This window comes from Odoribacter splanchnicus DSM 20712 (assembly GCF_000190535.1).
Lineage (GTDB): Bacteria > Bacteroidota > Bacteroidia > Bacteroidales > Marinifilaceae > Odoribacter > Odoribacter splanchnicus.
Genome location: NC_015160.1, coordinates 1,824,842 through 1,844,685, shown reverse-complemented (window position 1 = coordinate 1,844,685; position 19,844 = coordinate 1,824,842). Strand labels below are relative to the sequence as shown.

Below are 19,844 nucleotides of genomic sequence, written 5' to 3'. Positions count from 1 at the left end.
TTTTTCAAAAAAAAATCATTTTTCTGTTATACTTTTTTTCTTTTTCGGATTTAATATATAAAAATAACAAAAATCTGAAAAAGCATGAAGCGTCGTGGATATGATATCGGTAGGGTTGTCGATCTGATATTCGAATATTGGTTGGGGCGGATGAAAGATTCGGAGCTCGAGGAATACAGGCATATGAAAGAAACGACAGGGTTGGACAAGTATGCCCGGGAATTTGAGGACCGGGAGTGGATAAAGAATGCATTGGAAGAACCGGATATTTTTGAGACGGATAAAGCTTACCGGCGATTTTGGAGCATGACGGCCGGAAAACGGTCTATCGGCCGCCTTCGCTGGAGATGGGTGGCCTCGTTGCTGATTCCGTTGTTGGTCGGTGGAGGGGTCGGACTATTCGTTTGGTGGCAACCCGCTTCGATACCCTTGTCGGAAGAGATCGGAATTGTAAAACCGAAAGCGGTGGTGACCCTGGCCAATGGAGAAAAAATAAATTTGGGAGAAGAAGTGGCTCCTATAGCTGAAAAAGACGGTACCCGGATTCAGTACCACGACGGACAATTGGTTTATTCTTCCCAATCACAGACAGCAAAACCACAAGTCCTGTACAATGAATTGACCGTCCCGCGTGGAGGTGAGTATTCGCTGGTCTTGGGCGACGGTACCCGGGTTTGGCTGAATGCCGGTTCGAAGCTGAAATATCCGGTTCGTTTCAACGGTTCGCAACGGCGGGTGTTTTTATCGGGAGAGGCTTATTTCGCTGTTGAAAGAGATACAGCACATCCTTTCATTGTTTCCGGTTCATCCGGGGAGATCCGGGTCTTGGGTACAGAGTTCAATATCCGGGATTATGAAGATGAAGAACGGGTTGTGACTACCTTGGTGAAAGGAGCTGTCAGCTATACCGGCAAGAATTTGAAACAGGGGGAAATAGTTATGAAACCCGGAGAACAGGTCAGGGCCGGACGTCGGGGGGAGAAACCGGAATTATTGCAAGTGAATCCTAAAGAATTTATAAGCTGGAAGGACGGCATTTACTTCTTTAACAAAGAATCCCTGGAAGAAATGATGAAGACGGTCGGACGTAACTATGATGTGGAAGTTTTTTTCAATGGAGAAGCTTTAAAAAAATTACGCTTTTCAGGTCAACTGAAAAAATATGAACGGGTAGAAGAATTCCTGCAATTTATAGAAACCGGCGGGGATGTTACCTTTATTGTGAAAGACAGAACTATTACTGTAAATCCGAAATAAAACGATACGACAATTGTAGCAGCAATTGCCGTATCACACTGAAAAATTATTGGATAATTAAACAAATCAAAGTTATGAAAAAAAAATGGTATTACAAACCGGGGCTTTCCTGGGAACGACGAAAAAAATTTTTGTTGGTATTTCTACTGAATGTCTTCCTGTTTTTTGGGGTACAAGCCCAGACACACCGGGTCACTCTGAATGTGAAAGAAACCTCTTTGGAACAGGTGATTAAAGAATTGGAAAAACAGACCGGATTACAATTTTTTTATAGTCAGGATAAAATCGAAAAGATTACCGGTTTATCGTTACAAGCTAAACAAGAAGATTTTAAAACGATTTTGGACCGGTTGTTGAAAAATACTGTCCTTACTTTTACGGTAATGGACGATGTGGTGGTTATTAAAGACCGGGAAAAAACGGTTTCACCGCTTCAGTCGGCTATTCGGGAGATAAAAGGAGTGGTGACGGATGTACAGGGAAACACCTTGCCGGGGGTGACTGTCCGGATCAAAGGGACGACCTTGGGCGGGATAACCGATACCGAAGGTGCCTTTCAGCTCAGTCTTCCTGAGGGAGAAGCAGTTTTACAGTTTTCTTTTGTGGGTATGAAACCTTTGGAGGTCGTCCTCGGGAATCAGGAATTCTTACGGGTGAAACTCGAAGAAGAAAAGGTGGAAATGGACGAAGTGGTCGTTACCGGTATTTTTCGGAAAGCGAAGTCGAGTTATACCGGTGCGGCAACCGTAGTGACGGGAGAAGAACTTAAGCAGTTCGGTAATCGTAACTTGTTGACTTCCTTACGGAATATCGACCCTTCGTTTAATATTGTCGAAAACAATGAATTCGGTTCTAATCCCAATCGGTTACCGGAAATACAGATCCGTGGGAATTCGAGTTTACCGAACGTTGACCAGTTGAAAGACGAAACAAGGGTGAGTATGAATACGCCGTTGGTGGTATTGGATGGGTTTGAGACGAGCCTGGAAAAGTTGTTGGATATCAATGAAAACGAGGTTGAGGCGATCACATTGCTCAAAGATGCTTCGGCTACAGCGATTTATGGGTCGAGGGGAGCCAATGGGGTGATTGTCATTACGACAAAAGCTCCGGCGATGGGAAAATTGCGCGTTACCTATCGGGGAGATTTAAATCTGGAAGTGCCCGACCTGAATTCTTATGATGTGTTAAATGCCTGTCAGAAATTAGAGATAGAGAAAAAAGCCGGTTTGTGGAGCGAGACGAACCTGACAGATTTGGCGACCTATAATAAAATTCTGAATGATATCAATTCCGGGGTAAATACGGATTGGCTGTCCCAGCCTTTACGGGTAGGTGTCGGTCATCGGCATAACTTGCGTTTGGAGGGAGGAGACAAAACCTTTCGTTATGCTGCTTCGATCCAGTATAATGATGTCCAGGGGGTAATGAAAAAATCGTCCCGCCGTACGTTGAACGGCACTTTGAATCTGAGCTATTATTATAAAACCCTGAAATTTACCAATAGCCTGATGTTGGGGTTTAATAAAAGCGAAGAATCGCCTTATGGTAGTTTTAACGATTATGTAAAAATGAATCCCTACTACCGGATATACGATGACTCGGGTAAACTGATCAAAAGTTATATCCGCCAGCATCAGAATCCGTTGTATAATGCTTTGCTGAATACCTACGACCGAAGTGAATATACCGATGTTGTCAATAATTTTTCTATCGAATGGCAGATCATTCCGGATCTGTTGTTACGGGGCCGAATAGGCATAGAACAGAAACATACGGAGCGGAATGTTTTTAAACCTGCCGATCATACTGATTTTGCCGATTATTCTTCTGCCGATGTATTCCGGAAAGGAAGCTACCGCTATATTCCGGGTAAGGAATTTTCTTACGATGCTGGTTTGAATCTGAGTTATTCGGTTACTTTTAAAGAACGACATATGTTGTATGCCGGATTGGATTATAATATTCGTCAAAATAAGATCACAGGATACGATATTCTGGTAGAGGGTTTCAATAATGAAGATTTCGATTTTTTGCCGATGGGTTTGCAATATGCCTCGGGAGTAAAACCAGCTGGTTCTGAAAGCCTGACCCGGGCAATCGGTATGACGGGAGCAATGAATTATACCTACGATAACCGGTATTATATCGATCTTTCGGGGCGTACTGACGGGGCTTCGCAATTCGGTACTTCCCGGCGTTTCGCTCCTTTCTGGTCGACGGGTATCGGTTGGAACCTGCATCAGGAGAAGTTCTTACAGGGAAATCCGATTGTGAATTTTTTGAAATTAAGGGCTTCGGTCGGAATTACCGGTTCTCAGAATTTTGATTCCTACCAGGCTTTGTCGACCTATCGCTATATCACTGACCGACGCTATTATAATTGGATGGGGGCGACGATGATAGGACTGGGAAATGAAGATTTGCAATGGCAGCAAAAGATGAATTATAATGTAGGTGGCGAAATGAAATTAATAGACAACCGTATTTCTTTGGCAGGCGATTTTTATATAGAGACGACGAAAGATTTGGTATCCTCGGTAGATATCCCGATGGCGAACGGATTTACTTCTTATATCGAAAATATCGGTAAAATGCGGAACCGGGGTTACGAACTGAAAGCGACGGTGTTTGTGGTCCGTAATTCAGACCGGGAACTGAGCTGGTCGGTGACCGGTGGTTTGATACACAACGAAAATAAAATATTGGAAGTTTCCGAAGCGTTGCAGGATGCACAAAAGGATTTGGAAGCCGATCAGGGGGCTAATCCCAATATGTTGTATAAAACAGGATATTCTACTAATACGATTTGGGTGGTACGCTCCTTGGGTATTGATCCGAGTACCGGTAGGGAGTTGTATCTGGATCGTTTCGGTGAACCGACCTTTACCTGGGATTCCAGGGATCTGACTGCTTGCGGAGTAGCTGAACCGAAATATCAGGGAAATCTGAGTACGATGTTCCGCTATAAGGGATTCTCTGCGAATCTTTCTTTCGGCTATCGTTTCGGCGGCCAGCTTTATAATTCGACCTTGATCGAGAAAGTTGAAAATACCGATTTCCGGGAGAATGTAGATGCCCGGGTATATAAGGGACGTTGGCAGAAAGCCGGAGATATTGCCGCTTTTAAAGGTTTGCACCTCAAAGATAAAACTTCTAAAACTTCCCGTTTTGTCGAAAATGAGCGGGTGTTTAACTGCCAGAGTGTGACCTTACAATATCTTTTCGATTCCCCCCGTTTGAAAAAAATAGTGGGTATGGAGAATCTGACACTGAATGTCAGTACCTCCGATCTTTTTTATATTTCGTCGGTAAAGAGGGAAAGGGGAACAGCTTATCCTTTTTCACGGCAATTTTCCTTTTCATTGAGTGCAACTTTTTAAAATGAGATATGATGAAAAATAAGATTATATATGCGATAGGATGGGTACTACTCCTGATTGTATCCGGATGTAGCGATTGGTTGTCTGTATCTCCTCGGACAGAAAAGCCGACAGAGCAGCTGTTTGAAACTCAGAATGGCTTCCGGGATGCCCTGACCGGTGCTTATATCGAAATGATGAGCGATAAAAGTTATGGTGAATATCTTACGATGAGTAAGATCGAATATCTGGTTGATTTTTGGGATCCTGAAAAGGGTAGCGGTGAGGAAGCATTGACCCTCCACCGTTATTCCGACGCTCAGGCAGTGACGATGATCGATGCCTTGTACGAACAACAATATAAGGTGATCTTGGCTGTAAATGCCATTTTGGAGTATGTCGATCTTCGGCAAGCGATCTTTGATCCGGGAGCGTATGAAGCCGTAAAGGGAGAATGCCTGGCTTTACGCGCGATGTGCCATCTGGATATTCTACGGCTTTTCGGACCGGTACCGGCAGAGGCGACTTCAGTTCCGATACTTCCCTATGTGGAAACAGTGACTAAAGAATTACACCGGCATGTGAATTTCGACGGCTATAAAGCCCGGTTAATAGCCGATTTGGAAAATGCGGAAGGGTTATTGAAACAACATTTGGAGAAACAATCCGAAATTGAGGAAGATTATTTTAAATACCGGACGATCCGGATGAACTATTATGCGGTAAAAGCCCTTCAAGCCCGCGCTTATCTGTGGTTCGGCGATACTCAGAAGGCTTATGAAGCTGCACAGGCGGTGATTACGGCTAAGGATGAAGACGGGAATCCAAGATTCCGTTTGGGGACAGCCGGTGATTTTAGTGAAGGCCGTTTTACCCTACCTTGTGAACAGGTGTTTTCACTTTATCGGTTTGATTTACAAGATAAATATACCGAATTGTTCAGTGGAGATGGCCTCTATAAAGGAACCAAGGAAACAACGGTAAAGAAAGAATTGTATGGAAATACCGGTTCGGATATCCGGGAAATGAATCTTTGGAATTTGTTGGTGATGGCGAATAAAGCGAGTTATTATGTATGCAATAAATACCAGGTGACGGAGGCTACTTCGGAGAAAGAAGAGGATAAGGTTATTCCGCTTTTGCGATTGAGTGAAATGTATTTAATAGCCATAGAGGCGGGACCGGAAACCGAGGCGCAGCGTTTGTGGAAGGAGTTTTTGTCTGCCCGGAATCTGGTTACTGCAGATTTACCTTCGGATGCTGCGCTGCGGAAAGCGGCTATTATTGCAGAATACCGGAAAGAATTTTATGGGGAAGGCGTTACTTTTTTTCTGCATAAACGTCTGAATTTGCCTAAAAATCAATGGCTTTGGGCTCCTTCTGACTTGGAGGTAAATTATGTTTTGCCTTTACCTGAAACGGAATTGAGTGAAAAATAAAAAGTAAGCAATGAAGATGAAAAAAATGAAAAGGTTTCTGATATCGGGATTACTGGCAGGATGTTGGGCTGCATGTAATTCGAACGATTATAAAATGTATTCCGGTGAAGCTTATATACAATTCTCGGAAACAAAAGATACACTGCAACGTTATTCGTTTTATTTTCAGCCGGAACAGGTGACGGAAGACACAGTCTGGTTTGAAGTGATCACGACAGGATATACTTCTTCCGACCCGCGTAGTTTTAAAGTGGTACAAGGACAGATCGAAGGGCAAAATAATGCTGTGGCCGGCGAACAGTATAAGTTTTTGACGAGATGAATTATTCGGTTGAGGCTGGCAGCGTTAAAGCCAGAGTACCGGTAGTCATTTTCCGGAATAAACTGGCTGAACGGACTACTTATTATTTACGATTGGAAATTGTAGAAAATGACTTCTTTAAGACCGGGGTGAAAACTGAATTGCACCGGACGGTGGTTTTTTCAAAAGATTTACTAAAACCTGCCGGATGGGGAGGATATCTGGAAAGTGTTGTTCTGGGACCTTATAGCATCAATAAACACATGTGGATGATTGAACAGACCGGTAAAAAATGGGATGACGAGTTTCTTACTGCTTTAAATGACGAGCCGGGATCGGATATGTATTGGAGGGACAAATTGAATGAATACCTTTTGGAATACAACCGGCAAGGAAATATTTTATTGGATGATGATAATCGTGAAATTACGGGATTCCCGGAATAAAAAGTAACACTATGAAAAAATATATTTTATTGGCAATCGTGGGGTTGCTGTTGATGTCTTGTTTTGAAGATAAGGGCAATTATAGTTATACAGTCGGAGAACAGATTACGGTTTCCGGAGTAGAAAAGGAGTACTTGCGTTATTTTATGAACGATCGGCTGGTTGTTCGCCCTGAAGTCTGTTCTACCGATCCGGACGCCCGTTTCGAGTATCTGTGGACGATTTCTGCTCAGAGAAGGTTAGGGGATACACTCACTCTGGATAAGGTATTGGATACTCTCGTAAATTGGGAACCCAATCAGAATTATACGCTGGTATTGGCAGTTACGAATATGAATAGCGGATATACTGTTTACCAGGAGGCTGAATTGATCGTAGGTACTCCTTATTCCCGGGGGGGGTATGTCTTGAAGGACGATGGACAACAGACCGATATCGATTTGTATAGCGAACAGGGAAAACTGAGTAATATTCTTTTTGCTGTGAATGGGCAAAATCTGAAAGGGAAAGCACAGAAGTTGTCTTTTATCGCCAGTCATCAGGTGTTTGATGAAGAACAGAATAAGTATACCGCACAAAAAACTTTATTTGCCCTGACCGATCGGGATTTACTGGGAATAGATATTTCCAGGGCCGGGATAAACCGGACCTACGAAAATATATTCTATGAAGTCCCCGAACACCCTCGACCTCAGATGATGTTCGAGACGATGATGTGTAGTTATTTCCTCAACGATGGAAAAGTGTATTCTATTTTCAACATGTCGGATAATAGTGGAAAATTCGGATTGCCGGCTAATATCGGTAAGTTGAAGGAAATTTTCCGGCAAGGTATCCGGGATGTGGAACAATGGGGAGGAGAGGAACCTGATTTTATCCGGGAATGGAAAAGTCGGCTTCGCCGAATGTATTGGGAAGCCATTGTGGCGACTTATAATGTAATGCGTTATGAGCATTGGCAGCGTCCCCGTACGTTATTGCGGGCTATCGGAAGGATGCCCTTCCGGGATACGGCTTTTTTTAAAACTTCTGAAGGGCGGGTGTGGATTTATAATTATCTGTTGGCACAGGAGGAAGAAGGACGTTTTCGGTTTACTCTTTCGGACTATTTACTGAAAAAAGCGAAATGTATTCCCAACCGTTCTATTGGTGAGGAGTATCTATTGAGGGAGTTGAGCAGGCGGGTAGATAACCGGGAATTGCTCTGTCTGTCGGAGACATTGGAGTGTTGTGCTCCCTGGATAAAAAGCAGGAAAGGAAAAATCCTCTTTCAGGAAATTTGCAGCAAAGCCGGCGAACAAATAAAGAACGACACCTTGAATGGTGAAGGATGTGCCTTTATTTTCGAGGACCAGGACGGGGTAAAAGTGAGTTCGGAAACTTTCCGGGGAAAGTATATATATCTGGATATCTGGGCGACCTGGTGTGGACCCTGTAAACAAGAGATGCCCTATATGCAGAAATTGGAGCAACAATACAGGGGTGAAAAGATCGTTTTTGTTTCTCTCTCCATGGATCGGTGGACGGAGAAAGAGAAGTGGAAACTATACCTGGCAGAACATCGGATTCAGGGAGTAACTTTGATTGCTCCGGAGGGATTTAAGAGTTCGTTCATCCGGAAATATGGCGTAACCGGAATCCCCCGTTTCATGTTGATCGGCCCTGACGGTAAGATGATGGCACACAACTGCTGGCGTCCGTCCGATCCCAGAACAGAATTATTGTTGAAAAAATTGTTATCGGCGAAAAACTGACATTAAGGTGCTGGAAGAAGATAATCAACTTTAGATAATAACGGATAAAACGGTTATTATTGTTATTACCGTTTTATCCGTTTCAACCGGTCGGACCATTATTTGATCACCAGCATATCCTTCATCTTTTCTTTGGGAATGGAAATGATGGTGTGGCCACAAGAGTAAGGACCGAGGATATATTGGGCATAAGTAAAATCGACCGTGTGGAGGGTAAGGTTGATGCAGGTGACATTATCCACTGTCGGAGCTTCGAAAGTGAAGCATTTGTCCGGATCTTTCAGATTAGCCTTTAAAAGGGCATTGATATCTGCTGCTTTGTCCAGGTTGAGGATATCTTTATTGGTTAAGAATTTCTGTGTCTTCACATCGTAATTTATAGCATAAAAATCGGTCATCCCATGGGCTCCTCCCAGCATTTCGTACGATAATACCCGGACACTGATGTAATTTTGGTCTGCCAGGAACACCGAATCTTCAATGATCAGTTCGTAGGGAGCTGCTTGCTTGAAACCTGCAGAATTTAAACAGGCAATGTTCTCTTTAGCTTGTTCGATAAAGGCTGCATGAATACCGTTGATCAGCCCGTTGACCTCGTCGTTGAATTTGACACAGCTTTTTTCAGTTTCAGCATCTGTAGTCGAGAAGGCAGGACGGTCGATTTTGATGTCCCATTGTCCGGTCGTGTCGGTCAGATGGATTTGTTTAACATCCAGCTTAATCTCTTTTTTACAAGCCCCTAAAACAAGGACTGCAAATACCAGGGTAAAAAGTTTTGTTTTCATCATTCTGTTTTTTGAAAATTAAAATTGCAATTTACGGTATATCGTAAATCGAATTTGCAAAGTTAACTTTTAACAGATGATTTCCTATATTTTTATAAAAAATATAATCGAAAAATTCAAAACCCGATATGCCGGCGAAAATTGGATCAAATCACTTTTTTCTTCGGAGTCGTGGCAATAAAATCTTTGAGATAAAACGGTTCGAAGTAGGCGACATCGACAAATTCTTGCCGGCCGAACAGCTCCTCTGCAAGGGGGATCATGTGCCGGGCAGAGGTTTCTACTTGCCCCATAAAATGAGCATTAGGAGCGGTAAGGAGCATCCTGACTTTGTCGCTGCCATTTCCGAAAAAATAAATTTTATGTCCGGCCAATAAATCGGCAAACGAATTTTCGTCGACGATTTCTGCTTTGGTATCGATGACCTGTTGGTTGTTACGGTCGAAAAAAGCGGTATAGACTTCCATCCGGCGGGCGTCGATCATCGGGCAATACAGCGCTTCTTCCCGTATCCGTTCCGATACCGATAAGGCCAGTGCTTGTAAGGTCGGTACGGCGATCAGAGGTTTACCTGCTCCGAAACATACTCCTTTCGCCATAGATACTCCGATGCGTAATCCGGTATACGATCCCGGGCCCATACTGATCGCAACGGCATCCAGACAATGGGCATCCATGTGATTGTCTTTTAGGATTTCGTCGATGTAAGTGCCTAATAAAACCGAGTGGTTCAATCCCTCGTTATTTTCTTTCAAGGCAATCATTTTTCCGTCCCGGGCTAAGGCTACCGAGCAGACAGAAGTAGAGGTATCTATATTTAAAATCAAAGCCATAATTAAAGTCGAATGTTTAAAGTCAAGAGCTAAAGATTATTTCCGGATAATTTGAATCTCCCCGCCCATTCCCAGTTTGATAATACTCGAGGGAGCTGCCGGTTTATGATCGTTGCGGCGGTAATCTACGATATAGTCTACTGCATTTTTGATCTCCTCACTGATTTCCCCGAAAAAATGAGGGGAGGGTTCGCCGCTGATATTGGCCGAAGTCGAAACGATGGGTTTATTATAACGGAAAATTAAAGATCGGGTAAATTCTTCCCGCGTAATCCGGATACCGATCGTACCGTCTTCTGCGATCAGATTGGGTGCCAGACGTTTAGCACCCGGATAGATGATAGTTGTCGGTTTGTCGGCCACTTCGATCAAATCGAGGGCTATATCCGGGACGTCGGCATAGGAAGCTATTTTCCCTGCATCGTCCAACAATACAAGCATCGATTTGTTGTCGGCCCGTTTTTTGATGTCATAAATCCGTTTGACAGCTTCCGGATTAGTGGCGTCACAACCCAATCCCCAGATCGTATCGGTCGGATAAAGAATTACACCTCCGTTTTTCAGGATTCCCAGCGTTTTCCGGATTTCCTCTTTGAGTTTATCGTTCATATGATATAGATTTCAAAGGGCGAAAATACGAAGTTTTTCGTTTGTTTTTCGGCTATGAAGGGATTATTTTTCAGTTTAGTTGTGGAATAGTTGGTGGGTATCCGGAGGAAAATATATATTTACACTGTTTTTCTTAAAAAGTTGTTCGGTGGAAGGTGTGACATTGGATATGGAACGTTTCAGGCAAGGAGATAGCTTGATTTTCAAGACCGTTTTCGATGGTCTGTATCATTCGTTGTGCCTTTTTACCAACCGGTTTTTAAATAATCTGGATGCTTCAGAAGATATTGTGCAGGAAGCCTTTTGTGCACTTTGGAATCATCGGGAAGAAATGGAATCAGTTATACACATTAAATCTTTCCTTTATTCCGTGACCCGCAATACTGTCTTGAATTATATAAAACATCAAAAAATCAGGTTACGTTACGAGCAGAGTTTGCACGATTTAGAAGACAAAACTTTATTCGAATATTTCATTATAGAGGAAGAAGTGGAGCGGATATTGCTTAAAACCCAGGAAAATCTTCCGCCCAAATGTAAACGAATTTTCATTCTTGCCATACAAGGCAAAAACAATGATGAGATTGCCAAAGAACTGAATATTTCTGTCAATACCGTAAAAACTCAGAAAAAAATAGCCTACAGAACGCTCAAAGACTACATTTACGAAATCACCTGCCTGCTCTTTTTGCTTCAGAAATGAAGTTTTCTAAACAATTTTTTTTCATTTTTTCACCCACCATATCCGCTTAGTTGTATTACATAAAAAGCGGAAAGAAAATGAAATATTCGAAATACCCATTTTACATCTCACAACTGATAATAAAAAGCCTGAAAGGGCAATTGACGGAAGCCGAGCAAGAGGAGTTGGACCGTTGGTTAACAATAGAGGCAAATCGCGTGTTGTATCTTTCGTTATCCCGAAGAAATTTGGATGACAAGAAAAATCTGTATGGACAGTTACATCCGGAGCGGACTTGGGAACGCCTGGAAAAACGGCTGTATTTAAGAAAGAGATCTTATTTCCGGAACATAATCCGTTATGCTGCTGCTGTTTTGTTATTAGCTATGATCAGCACTGCCGTTTACCTGTATTGGAAACAGTCTCCTTCTGTTTCTATCCCCATGGTTTGGCAGACGGAACCGCTTCCGGGTTCAGCCAGGGCATTTTTGGTTTTTGCATCCGGAGAAACGGTAAATCTGGAAGATGAACGGAACTTCTCTCCACAACAAGATTCTGACGTCAGATTGGATAACAAAGACAACACCCTGACCATCAAATCCGGTCAACCGGCTTCGGTTGCCACGGAAGAGTATCAGACCCTTGTCGTGCCGAGGGGTGGGGAATACAAGCTCGTTCTTGAAGACGGAAGTCGCGTTTATCTGAATTCCAACACAAAGTTGCATTTTCCGTTGGTCTTTGCGGGCGAAAAGAGAGTTGTTCATTTAGAAGGAGAAGCCTATTTTGAAGTAGCTTTCGATTCTCTGAAACCTTTTATCGTAATGACCGGGGGAATGGAAGTCCAGGTATTAGGCACTAAATTCAATATCAAAGCATACACCGATGATCAGGCTATATTCACTACTCTTGTTTCCGGTTCTGTACAAATAAAGGAGCGTGAATCGGCGCATACTGCGCTGTTGCGTCCCGATGAACAATGTATTTATACTACCCACGATGGCCGGATGCGGATTCATACGGTCGACCCGCAAGTTTCTTTAGGATGGATACACGGGCGTTTTGTCTTTGAAAACGAGACATTGGAAGAAATATTAAAACAACTCGGACGTTGGTATGATGTGAAAATATTCTTCCGGGATCCTCAGGTTGCCGGCTATCGCTTTACCGGAAATGTAGGACGTTTCGACCAGATCTCTACCCTTCTCCGCATGATAGAGAAAGCCTACGATATTTCCTTTACTATTAGCGATGACACGGTGATAGTGTCTAAAAAATAGTGTGCGAATTAATACTAAACATTTTGAATTATGAAAAAAATCCGATTAACCATGAAGCTATTGTTATTCTTTAGCTTGGCCTTGGTGTTGAACACTTCGGCTATCCCGAGTAAGGCACAGCAGACGAAAGTGTCGCTGAACCTGAAGGACAAACAGTTGACCGAAGTATTAAAGCTGATACAACAGCAAAGCGGTTTCAACATTCTTTACAGTAATGAGCTGGTGAAAAACAATCGTATGGTAAGTCTTCGTATTGATAGTGACGATATTCACGAAGTTATGCGGGCTTGTCTGCAAGGGAACGCGCTGGACTATGAAATTCAAAACAACACCATCATTATCAAAGCACTTGCAGCCGCACCTCAGGTGCCGCAAGTAGTGAAAGTACGGGGGCATGTTATCGACGCCAAAACCGGACAACCTATGCCGGGGGTTACTGTTGTTGCCATGGACGGAGGCGGTGCCGTAACGGGTGCTGCTACCGATGCCGATGGGTTGTTCACTGTGAATTTGCCGGAAGATATTCGGGAACTGACCTTCACTTTCGTCGGTTATAAGTCCGTCACGCTTCCCGTCCAGACCGATAAAGAGATGACCGTACGCCTGGAAGAGGAAGTCGCTGAGATGGACGAAGTTGTGGTGAACGGCTATTTCACCAAATCCAAAAACAGTTACACCGGTGCAGTAAAAACCATCACCAACGACCAATTGAAATCGGTTTCAAATACCAATATCATTGCAGCTATCAGCGCTCTGACTCCGGGATTGAACTTAGTGGAGCGTAGTGATCTCGGTTCTAATCCCAATCGCGTGCCTGAACTTTTATTACGTGGTATGAGTTCTTTCTCTTCCGGCACGCGTGTTGTGAACCAACCCACCATTATGCTGGACGGGGTGGAAATCAGTATGGAAGAATTATATGACCTCGACATGAACGAAATCGAGAACATCACCGTACTTAAAGATGCCTCCGCAACTGCTTTATACGGAAGCCGCGCCGCCAATGGTGTCATCGTCATCGAGCGTAAAAAACTGGCAGAGGGAAATATCCGGGTCAATTACAACCTTACCGGTAACGTCCAATTCCCTTACCTGAAAGATTACGATCTCTTGAATGCCCGGGAAAAACTGGAATATGAAAAACTTTCCGGACTTTATACCCCAGAACAGGACCGTTGGGGCAGTGTGAATATGGATAAAGAACAATATCGTCTCGATCAGCTATACAACGAACGATACAAAGAAGTAGCCCGTGGAGTAGACAGCGACTGGCTTTCACAGCCTGCCCGCACGGCATTCTCCCATGACCATTCCTTGCGCATCTACGGAGGAGCGTCCAACATCCGTTACGAACTGTCCGGACGTTTCAACAATACGCAAGGAGTCATGAAAGACGACTATCGCCGCCGGTATGCTCTCGGGTTCAAATTGGAATACCACTTGCCCAACCAACTGACTTTCTCCAATCGTACCAACTACAACGAAACGGACACGAAAGATACCCCCTATGGCAGCTTCCGCAACTGGATCGACCAAAATCCTTATGACCGGATATACGATGAATACGGCAATCCCAACAGAAACCTCTCGTGGGACAACTGGAATCCGATGATAGACGCCAAATTGGGTAATTTCACATTGAATAGCAACAAAAGCATTACCAATACAACAGACATACGCTGGGATATCAATGATTTGTTCCGCATTACCGGTAACTTCAATATCGCCGTTTCTGAAGGCAACGGAGAAAAATACATATCGCCCGATTCCAAAGCATTCAAAGATGAGACGGATATCACCAAAAAAGGACGCTTGGAAATCAGCAACAGCCGCTCGGTGGACTGGGCGGGGAATATCAACGGCGCTTTCAATAAGCTGACGGAAAACAACAGTTTAATCAGTATGATTATCGGAGCGGAAATCCGCAAGAACAGAAGTGAGAACTCCTCTCTGAAAGCCGCTGGATTCTATGACGATGCTTTGAACTTCATAGGTCATGCCACCGGGTATCCGACAGACAGCAAGAACAAACCTTCCGGGAATCAGGACCTCAGTACGGAAGTCGGCTTCTTTGCCAATGCTAACTATATGTATAACAATCGCTACTATGCCGATTTTGTATACCGTCTTTCCGGTTCCTCTAAATTTGGAAGCAACCAACGGTATGGGCAATTTTGGTCTGGGGGGCTCGGTTGGAACCTGCACAATGAAAATTTCCTGAAATTCGAGAAGTTGAATTTGTTGAAAATACGTGGTAGCGTGGGGTATACGGGTAAAGTCAATTTCGAGCCTTTCCAGTCTATCACCATGTACAAATACGAAAACACCTTGGAATATTTGCATGGTATCGGCGCCATTCCGCAAACCATCGGTAACGATGATTTGAAATGGGAGCGGGAATTTTCCTACAATATCGGTGCAGATATCAGCCTTTTCGATCGCAGGTTGAACGCCACCCTCGATTTTTATCTCAAAAGGACGAAAGACTTAGTGCTGGATGCCAGTATCGCTCCGTCTACCGGGGTGGTCAGTGGTAAACAAAACATCGGGGAGATGGAAAACAAAGGCTTCGAATTTTCTGTCGACGGGTTTATCATTCAGCGGAATGACGTATGGTGGCAATTGGGGATGAACGGTTCCACCAATAAAAACCGTATCCTGAAAATCAGTAATGCCTTGAAACGTCAGAATGAACTGAACAATGACGTGGCTCCAACCCGTCAGACTCCTGCTCCGCTGGCACAGTATGAAGAGGGCGAATCGACTTCCGCCCTGAAAGTCGTGCGGTCGGCAGGTATCGACCCGGCTACCGGACGCGAGGTGTTCATCAAATTGGACGGTACCCGCACTTTCACCTACTCGGCGGACGATAAAGTGGTTGTCGGCGATACCGACCCCCGTTTTTACGGCAATGTCTATACCAATGTTTTCTATAAAGGTTTCAGTCTTTATATTATGGGCTCTTTCAAATGCGGCGGTTATCTTTATAATGTGACCCGGGCCAGCCGTGTGGAAGGGACTACAGGGCGGACTAATGTGGATCGCCGTGCATTTGACAGCCGTTGGAAGGAGGTCGGCGATATTGCCCTGTATCGCAATATCACCGAACACAGCGTTCCACAGCAGACCGACCGTTTTGTGGAAAAAGAAAACGTGCTCACCATCACTTCCGTGAATCTTGGATACGAATTTCCGCAACGTATCTGTCAGAAGATGATGCTCCGAAATCTGCGCTTGGGCGTTAATCTGTCGGATATCCTGCGCTTTTCGAACGTGAAAGTCGAACGGGGGCTCGATTATCTCTACGGCAACGGATTTGAATTTACCTTAAGTACCACTTTCTAATTTCAGAATCATGAAACTCAATATAAAAAATATGATTTGCGGGCTTGGCCTCATGGTGTTGGCTACCTCGTGCGACAATTTTCTCGATGTACACCCCAAAGGAGAGATAGTCGGCAAAGACCTCCTCTCTGAACGCAAAGGTTTTGAAAACGCCCTTTACGGGGTTTATGCTTCCATGCGCAATGACAAAGCTTATGGCGCTTATATGACTTATTATGTCATGGATGTGCTGGCACAGTATTTCAATTGTCCGGGCAACAGTGACATTACGGACCTGTCTGCCTTCAAATACAAGGAGAATCCGGAAGTTACCAAGGTGTTTTCCGATATTTGGAGCACCATGTATCAGAATATCTCGTATGCCAACAATATTTTGGTTAATCTGGAAAACCAATCTCCCGAGACCCTTGAATTTTACGACATCTATAAAGGGGAGGCCTTAGGACTTCGTGCCTATATGCATTTCGACCTTCTGCGTCTCTATGCCGACCAGGCAACCGACGCCAAGACCCGCGGTATCGTTTATAATACGGCATTCTCTCTGAAACCGTCGGATATACTGCCCAAAACAAAAGTGTACGAGCGCATTATTGCAGACCTGCGTGCGGCTGAGAAATTGTTGGACAACGAAAAACTTTATGAGGCGGCTTCCCCGGAAGACGGTTTCTTTCTGGACCAGTCCATCCACTTTAATCTTCAGGCAGCGCGTGCCACGCTGGCCCGTGTATACCTCACTCAGGGGAATATCGACAGTGCTTTCTATTATGCCGATAAAGTCATCCGTGAAGGCGGTTTGGAATTAGTGGAAAAAACTGAAATCGCAGGGGATGTTATCGGTGCCCTTTCGCAAAAAGAAACCATTTTCGGGTTGTATGCCAAAGAGAGTTTTTACACCCGTACGAAAGAAGATTTGTATGACGCTGTTTCTTTCAAAAGTCTCAACCCGTGGAACGGTATCGCCACCGTGTATCAGCAGGGAGGCGGAGAAAACGATTATCGTTGGGCGGCCTGGTTCCAGACCATCAGCAATAACCTCCGGTTTGTCAAACTGACAGACCCTTATCAACTGAGTACCGGCAATAATCGTCCGGCTGGACAGATTCCGGGTGTTAACCTGATCCGGTTGCCGGAGATGTATTACATCGCTGCCGAATGTCTCTTGCGCAAAAATGATCCGAAAGCCGCCGATTATTTTAATGCCGTATTGGAAAGCCGCGGGCTTGTGGCATTGGATGACCGCATACCCGCCGAATCGCTGACCATAGAAAAAATCACACAAGAACGCTACAAGGAATTTGTCGGTGAAGGACAGACTTTTTTCAATATGAAGCGTCTTAACCTCGACATTCAGGCTATCACGGGCGAGATTCTCCCGGCCGCCAATAGTATCTATACGGTACCTGTCCCCGAGGAGGAATTCAACTATCGAAACGAAGTCTATGATGTTAAACAATAAAACAGAAAACCATGAAACATACGATATTATTTCTATTCATCGGCTTGTGTATAGCCTCTTGCCATGAAACGGATTATCCGACTTTCGATGACTCGGTTATCGACATCTATTTCACCCAGGACTCCGTTAACTACTCTTTCGGTGTGACTCCGTTGAGTACCACAGAGCATGTGGTTGAGCTTCCGGTACGCATTATCGGGGCATCTGTGAAAGAGGTGGCCCGTAACTTTAAAATCGAGGTAGTAGATAAACGCACCAATGCCGAATCGCCTTTGCATTATACGGTGCCGGAACAACTCACCCTGGAGAAAGATTCCGTTAATGCCGTAGTGCCTGTTACCCTCAAACGCTCTGCCCTCGGAGACACCGAATGGACGGTAGCGTTCCGCCTGTTGCCGAACGATTATTTCAATCCCACGGCACAAACCGAGAAAGAAATCAGTTGCGAAGCCATCATCACTTTCAATAATGTTGTCAGCAAACCGAACTGGACGACGTGGAACGGAAGTTTTGGCTGGTCGGAAAGTAATATGGGGCCCTGGAATCCGGTGGTGTATGTCACTTTCATGGATTTTTTCCACCGGTTGGAAGAGACGTTGCCGGCAACCTATAGAGCGCTGGTGGAAAGATACGGAGAGAATTTGGATCAAAAATACAATACCGGTTGGGGAGAACAGGATTTCGGAGGTTGGGACTGGGATTTTAACTATGCTCTTCAGAAATACGTATGCGGCCCTATGTATGAATACTTTCAGGCACATCCGGAATTGGGTGTGACCACCTTTCCGAAGCCCAATGTATAATAACCGAAAAAGAAAAATATCATGAAAACATTGAAATATCTGTTCTTTATCCTTTGCTTGCCGTTGTTTGCCGGCTGTTTCGAAGATGAAACGACTGTGGATACGGTGCGCATTTCAGAAATCAGTATCGACACGCTGAAAATGCAGAAAGTCTACAACATCGACCAAAACGAGGAATTGCTTATTCCTACTGAAGGGTTGGTCAGCCAAAGCGAACGGCAATTGCCCCTTACGTATGAATGGGAGGTGAATTACAAATTTTATTCCGACTCCTCCGCACTTCGTTTTACGGGTAATGAATTGGGGGCGTTCCCGGCACGGTTGAAAATCAGCAACGAGCACGGCAGCAGTTTTTACGAATTTACCCTGAACATCAATTCCGCCTACGAAAAAGGTATCGCTATCCTGAGTGACAACTCCGAAGGTGAACCTTTGCTTTCCATTATGCGGGAATTGAGCGACAGGGAAATTGCCGAAGGGAAAAAGCGTTTTTTCACGACCAATTGCTTGGCGGTGAATAATCCGGGCGTGGAATTTCCACGCCAGCCCACCGACTTCAGACAACGGGACAAACAACTTTTTATCAGTTTTAAGGATAAGCCTTCCGTATATGCCTTGAACAGTAAAATGCTGAACGTGGAGAATATCATTACCGACGGCAATCCGGATTTCATTCCGGAGCGATTGCTTGTCGTGGATGGAACGGGTGCGGCGTCGCCTGTTATATCGGAAAGCCGTAAAATATATAAAATGGCCACATTGGAAGGATTGATTGTAAATTATGGCCGGCAAATGGCGTCTACCTACGATAAAAATGTGGTTTTGGCAAAAGGGTTAGGTTATCAGGATGCGATTATCTTTTGGGATATGGAAAAAGAGACTATTGTCGATTTCTACAATTATTACTATGAATATTCGGCTGCCGACCAAGGATTGGATTTCAGAGGTCATTCTCCGATAGCGCTTTATGAGCGGGATGGAAATTATTTTACCATGATTACTTGCAAAGACGGTGTCTTTATGAAAACCTCTATTGCATATACCTGGACAATATGGAATAGCGATTACACCCAACAAAGTTTCGGACTATCCGATAATCAAGTGGTCATTAACGGTACTCCGGCACTCACTTCGGAAAGCCCTTATGTTTCCAACACGACCTACCAATGTTTGTTTTATGCTTCCGGCAATAAAATCTATCGTTGGTATTACAATACCGCCACTTCGTTCCCGACCGAACCTTGGCGCACGTTGGATGACTTGGAAGGGGCTGAAATTACCAGTCTTGCCGTCAGTCCGGATAACCAGCAGCTTTATGTTGGCGTCTATCAACCTCAGGCAAGTGGTTTGAACGGTTCGTTTTATCTGTTGAATTGCAACACCGGTAAAAACGAAGGAGATTCTCCCTATTTGAACGTGGCATACAAGCCCTTGAAAGTAGTTTATAAACCCCGGTAATTATTTTCTTATTGCGAACTGGAGAATGTGCCTTGAG

15 protein-coding genes are annotated in these 19,844 nt (G+C 44.3%); 12 read left to right on the top strand and 3 right to left on the bottom strand.

Features of this window, described 5'->3' with window-relative positions; genetic code table 11:
- The first annotated feature begins 84 nt into the window (after nt 1-84).
- The 6 genes from ODOSP_RS07755 to ODOSP_RS18760 all read left to right on the top strand — a co-directional run bounded on the left by ODOSP_RS07755 (nt 85) and on the right by ODOSP_RS18760 (nt 8,559).
- Nucleotides 85-1,257: a FecR family protein gene (locus ODOSP_RS07755; RefSeq protein WP_013611797.1), complete on the top strand. Its 1,173-nt coding sequence runs from the start codon at nt 85-87 to the stop codon at nt 1,255-1,257.
- Between the two features lie 74 nt (nt 1,258-1,331).
- On the top strand, nt 1,332-4,640 hold the full coding sequence (locus ODOSP_RS07750; protein WP_013611796.1) for a SusC/RagA family TonB-linked outer membrane protein: 3,309 nt from the start codon (nt 1,332-1,334) through the stop codon (nt 4,638-4,640).
- Between the two features lie 11 nt (nt 4,641-4,651).
- Entirely contained in the window at nt 4,652-6,058 is a 1,407-nt protein-coding gene (locus ODOSP_RS07745; RefSeq protein WP_013611795.1) for a RagB/SusD family nutrient uptake outer membrane protein, read from the top strand.
- A 16-nt stretch (nt 6,059-6,074) separates the two neighbouring features.
- Nucleotides 6,075-6,380: a DUF4843 domain-containing protein gene (locus tag ODOSP_RS07740; protein WP_147348218.1), complete on the top strand. Its 306-nt coding sequence runs from the start codon at nt 6,075-6,077 to the stop codon at nt 6,378-6,380.
- Complete coding sequence (locus tag ODOSP_RS07735; protein WP_041556558.1) at nt 6,377-6,805, top strand: DUF4843 domain-containing protein; 429 nt, start codon at nt 6,377-6,379, stop codon at nt 6,803-6,805. Before ODOSP_RS07740 ends, ODOSP_RS07735 begins: the two co-directional genes overlap by 4 nt.
- A gap of 11 nt (nt 6,806-6,816) precedes the next feature.
- Nucleotides 6,817-8,559 carry a PKD-like family lipoprotein gene (locus tag ODOSP_RS18760; RefSeq protein WP_013611794.1) on the top strand — a complete coding sequence of 581 codons (1,743 nt, stop codon included), beginning with the start codon at nt 6,817-6,819 and terminating at the stop codon, nt 8,557-8,559.
- A gap of 98 nt (nt 8,560-8,657) precedes the next feature.
- On the opposite strand, the gene ODOSP_RS07725 is transcribed toward ODOSP_RS18760, so the two are convergent.
- The 3 genes from ODOSP_RS07725 to ODOSP_RS07715 form a co-directional block, all read right to left on the bottom strand.
- The gene (locus ODOSP_RS07725) at nt 8,658-9,344 is read right to left on the bottom strand and encodes a PdaC/SigV domain-containing protein (RefSeq protein ID WP_013611793.1); all 687 of its coding nucleotides are present in this window, start codon (nt 9,342-9,344) and stop codon (nt 8,658-8,660) included.
- A 146-nt stretch (nt 9,345-9,490) separates the two neighbouring features.
- Nucleotides 9,491-10,177, bottom strand: coding sequence for a tRNA (adenosine(37)-N6)-threonylcarbamoyltransferase complex dimerization subunit type 1 TsaB (gene tsaB, locus ODOSP_RS07720; RefSeq protein ID WP_013611792.1), 687 nt, complete (start codon nt 10,175-10,177; stop codon nt 9,491-9,493).
- A gap of 36 nt (nt 10,178-10,213) precedes the next feature.
- Nucleotides 10,214-10,786, bottom strand: a complete 573-nt coding sequence (locus tag ODOSP_RS07715; protein ID WP_013611791.1) for an L-threonylcarbamoyladenylate synthase — start codon at nt 10,784-10,786, stop codon at nt 10,214-10,216.
- Between the two features lie 148 nt (nt 10,787-10,934).
- Between ODOSP_RS07715 and ODOSP_RS07710 the strand changes: the two genes are divergently transcribed.
- The 6 genes from ODOSP_RS07710 (at nt 10,935) to ODOSP_RS07685 (ending at nt 19,807) form a co-directional block, all read left to right on the top strand.
- Nucleotides 10,935-11,489, top strand: coding sequence for an RNA polymerase sigma-70 factor (locus tag ODOSP_RS07710; protein ID WP_013611790.1), 555 nt, complete (start codon nt 10,935-10,937; stop codon nt 11,487-11,489).
- 77 nt (nt 11,490-11,566) lie between these two features.
- Entirely contained in the window at nt 11,567-12,745 is a 1,179-nt protein-coding gene (locus ODOSP_RS07705) for a FecR family protein (RefSeq protein WP_013611789.1), read from the top strand.
- 30 nt (nt 12,746-12,775) lie between these two features.
- A complete protein-coding gene (locus ODOSP_RS07700) occupies nt 12,776-16,090 on the top strand; it encodes a SusC/RagA family TonB-linked outer membrane protein (RefSeq protein WP_013611788.1) in 3,315 nt (1,104 codons plus the stop codon).
- 10 nt (nt 16,091-16,100) lie between these two features.
- On the top strand, nt 16,101-17,546 hold the full coding sequence (locus ODOSP_RS07695; RefSeq protein ID WP_013611787.1) for a RagB/SusD family nutrient uptake outer membrane protein: 1,446 nt from the start codon (nt 16,101-16,103) through the stop codon (nt 17,544-17,546).
- A gap of 11 nt (nt 17,547-17,557) precedes the next feature.
- On the top strand, nt 17,558-18,349 hold the full coding sequence (locus ODOSP_RS07690) for a DUF4843 domain-containing protein (RefSeq protein ID WP_013611786.1): 792 nt from the start codon (nt 17,558-17,560) through the stop codon (nt 18,347-18,349).
- Nucleotides 18,350-18,370: 21 nt separating this feature from the next.
- The gene (locus ODOSP_RS07685) at nt 18,371-19,807 is read left to right on the top strand and encodes a hypothetical protein (protein ID WP_013611785.1); all 1,437 of its coding nucleotides are present in this window, start codon (nt 18,371-18,373) and stop codon (nt 19,805-19,807) included.
- Nucleotides 19,808-19,844 lie beyond the last annotated feature (37 nt).

Coding starts and splice junctions, on each gene's coding strand:
- ODOSP_RS07700 (WP_013611788.1), top strand. CDS start 12,776: ATGAAAAAAATCCGATTAACCATGAAGCTATTGTTATTCTTTAGCTTG.
- ODOSP_RS07715 (WP_013611791.1), bottom strand. CDS start 10,786: ATGAACGATAAACTCAAAGAGGAAATCCGGAAAACGCTGGGAATCCTG.
- ODOSP_RS07755 (WP_013611797.1), top strand. CDS start 85: ATGAAGCGTCGTGGATATGATATCGGTAGGGTTGTCGATCTGATATTC.
- ODOSP_RS07690 (WP_013611786.1), top strand. CDS start 17,558: ATGAAACATACGATATTATTTCTATTCATCGGCTTGTGTATAGCCTCT.
- ODOSP_RS07705 (WP_013611789.1), top strand. CDS start 11,567: ATGAAATATTCGAAATACCCATTTTACATCTCACAACTGATAATAAAA.
- ODOSP_RS18760 (WP_013611794.1), top strand. CDS start 6,817: ATGAAAAAATATATTTTATTGGCAATCGTGGGGTTGCTGTTGATGTCT.
- ODOSP_RS07750 (WP_013611796.1), top strand. CDS start 1,332: ATGAAAAAAAAATGGTATTACAAACCGGGGCTTTCCTGGGAACGACGA.
- ODOSP_RS07725 (WP_013611793.1), bottom strand. CDS start 9,344: ATGAAAACAAAACTTTTTACCCTGGTATTTGCAGTCCTTGTTTTAGGG.
- ODOSP_RS07695 (WP_013611787.1), top strand. CDS start 16,101: ATGAAACTCAATATAAAAAATATGATTTGCGGGCTTGGCCTCATGGTG.
- ODOSP_RS07745 (WP_013611795.1), top strand. CDS start 4,652: ATGAAAAATAAGATTATATATGCGATAGGATGGGTACTACTCCTGATT.
- ODOSP_RS07735 (WP_041556558.1), top strand. CDS start 6,377: ATGAATTATTCGGTTGAGGCTGGCAGCGTTAAAGCCAGAGTACCGGTA.
- ODOSP_RS07740 (WP_147348218.1), top strand. CDS start 6,075: ATGAAAAAAATGAAAAGGTTTCTGATATCGGGATTACTGGCAGGATGT.
- ODOSP_RS07685 (WP_013611785.1), top strand. CDS start 18,371: ATGAAAACATTGAAATATCTGTTCTTTATCCTTTGCTTGCCGTTGTTT.
- tsaB (WP_013611792.1), bottom strand. CDS start 10,177: ATGGCTTTGATTTTAAATATAGATACCTCTACTTCTGTCTGCTCGGTA.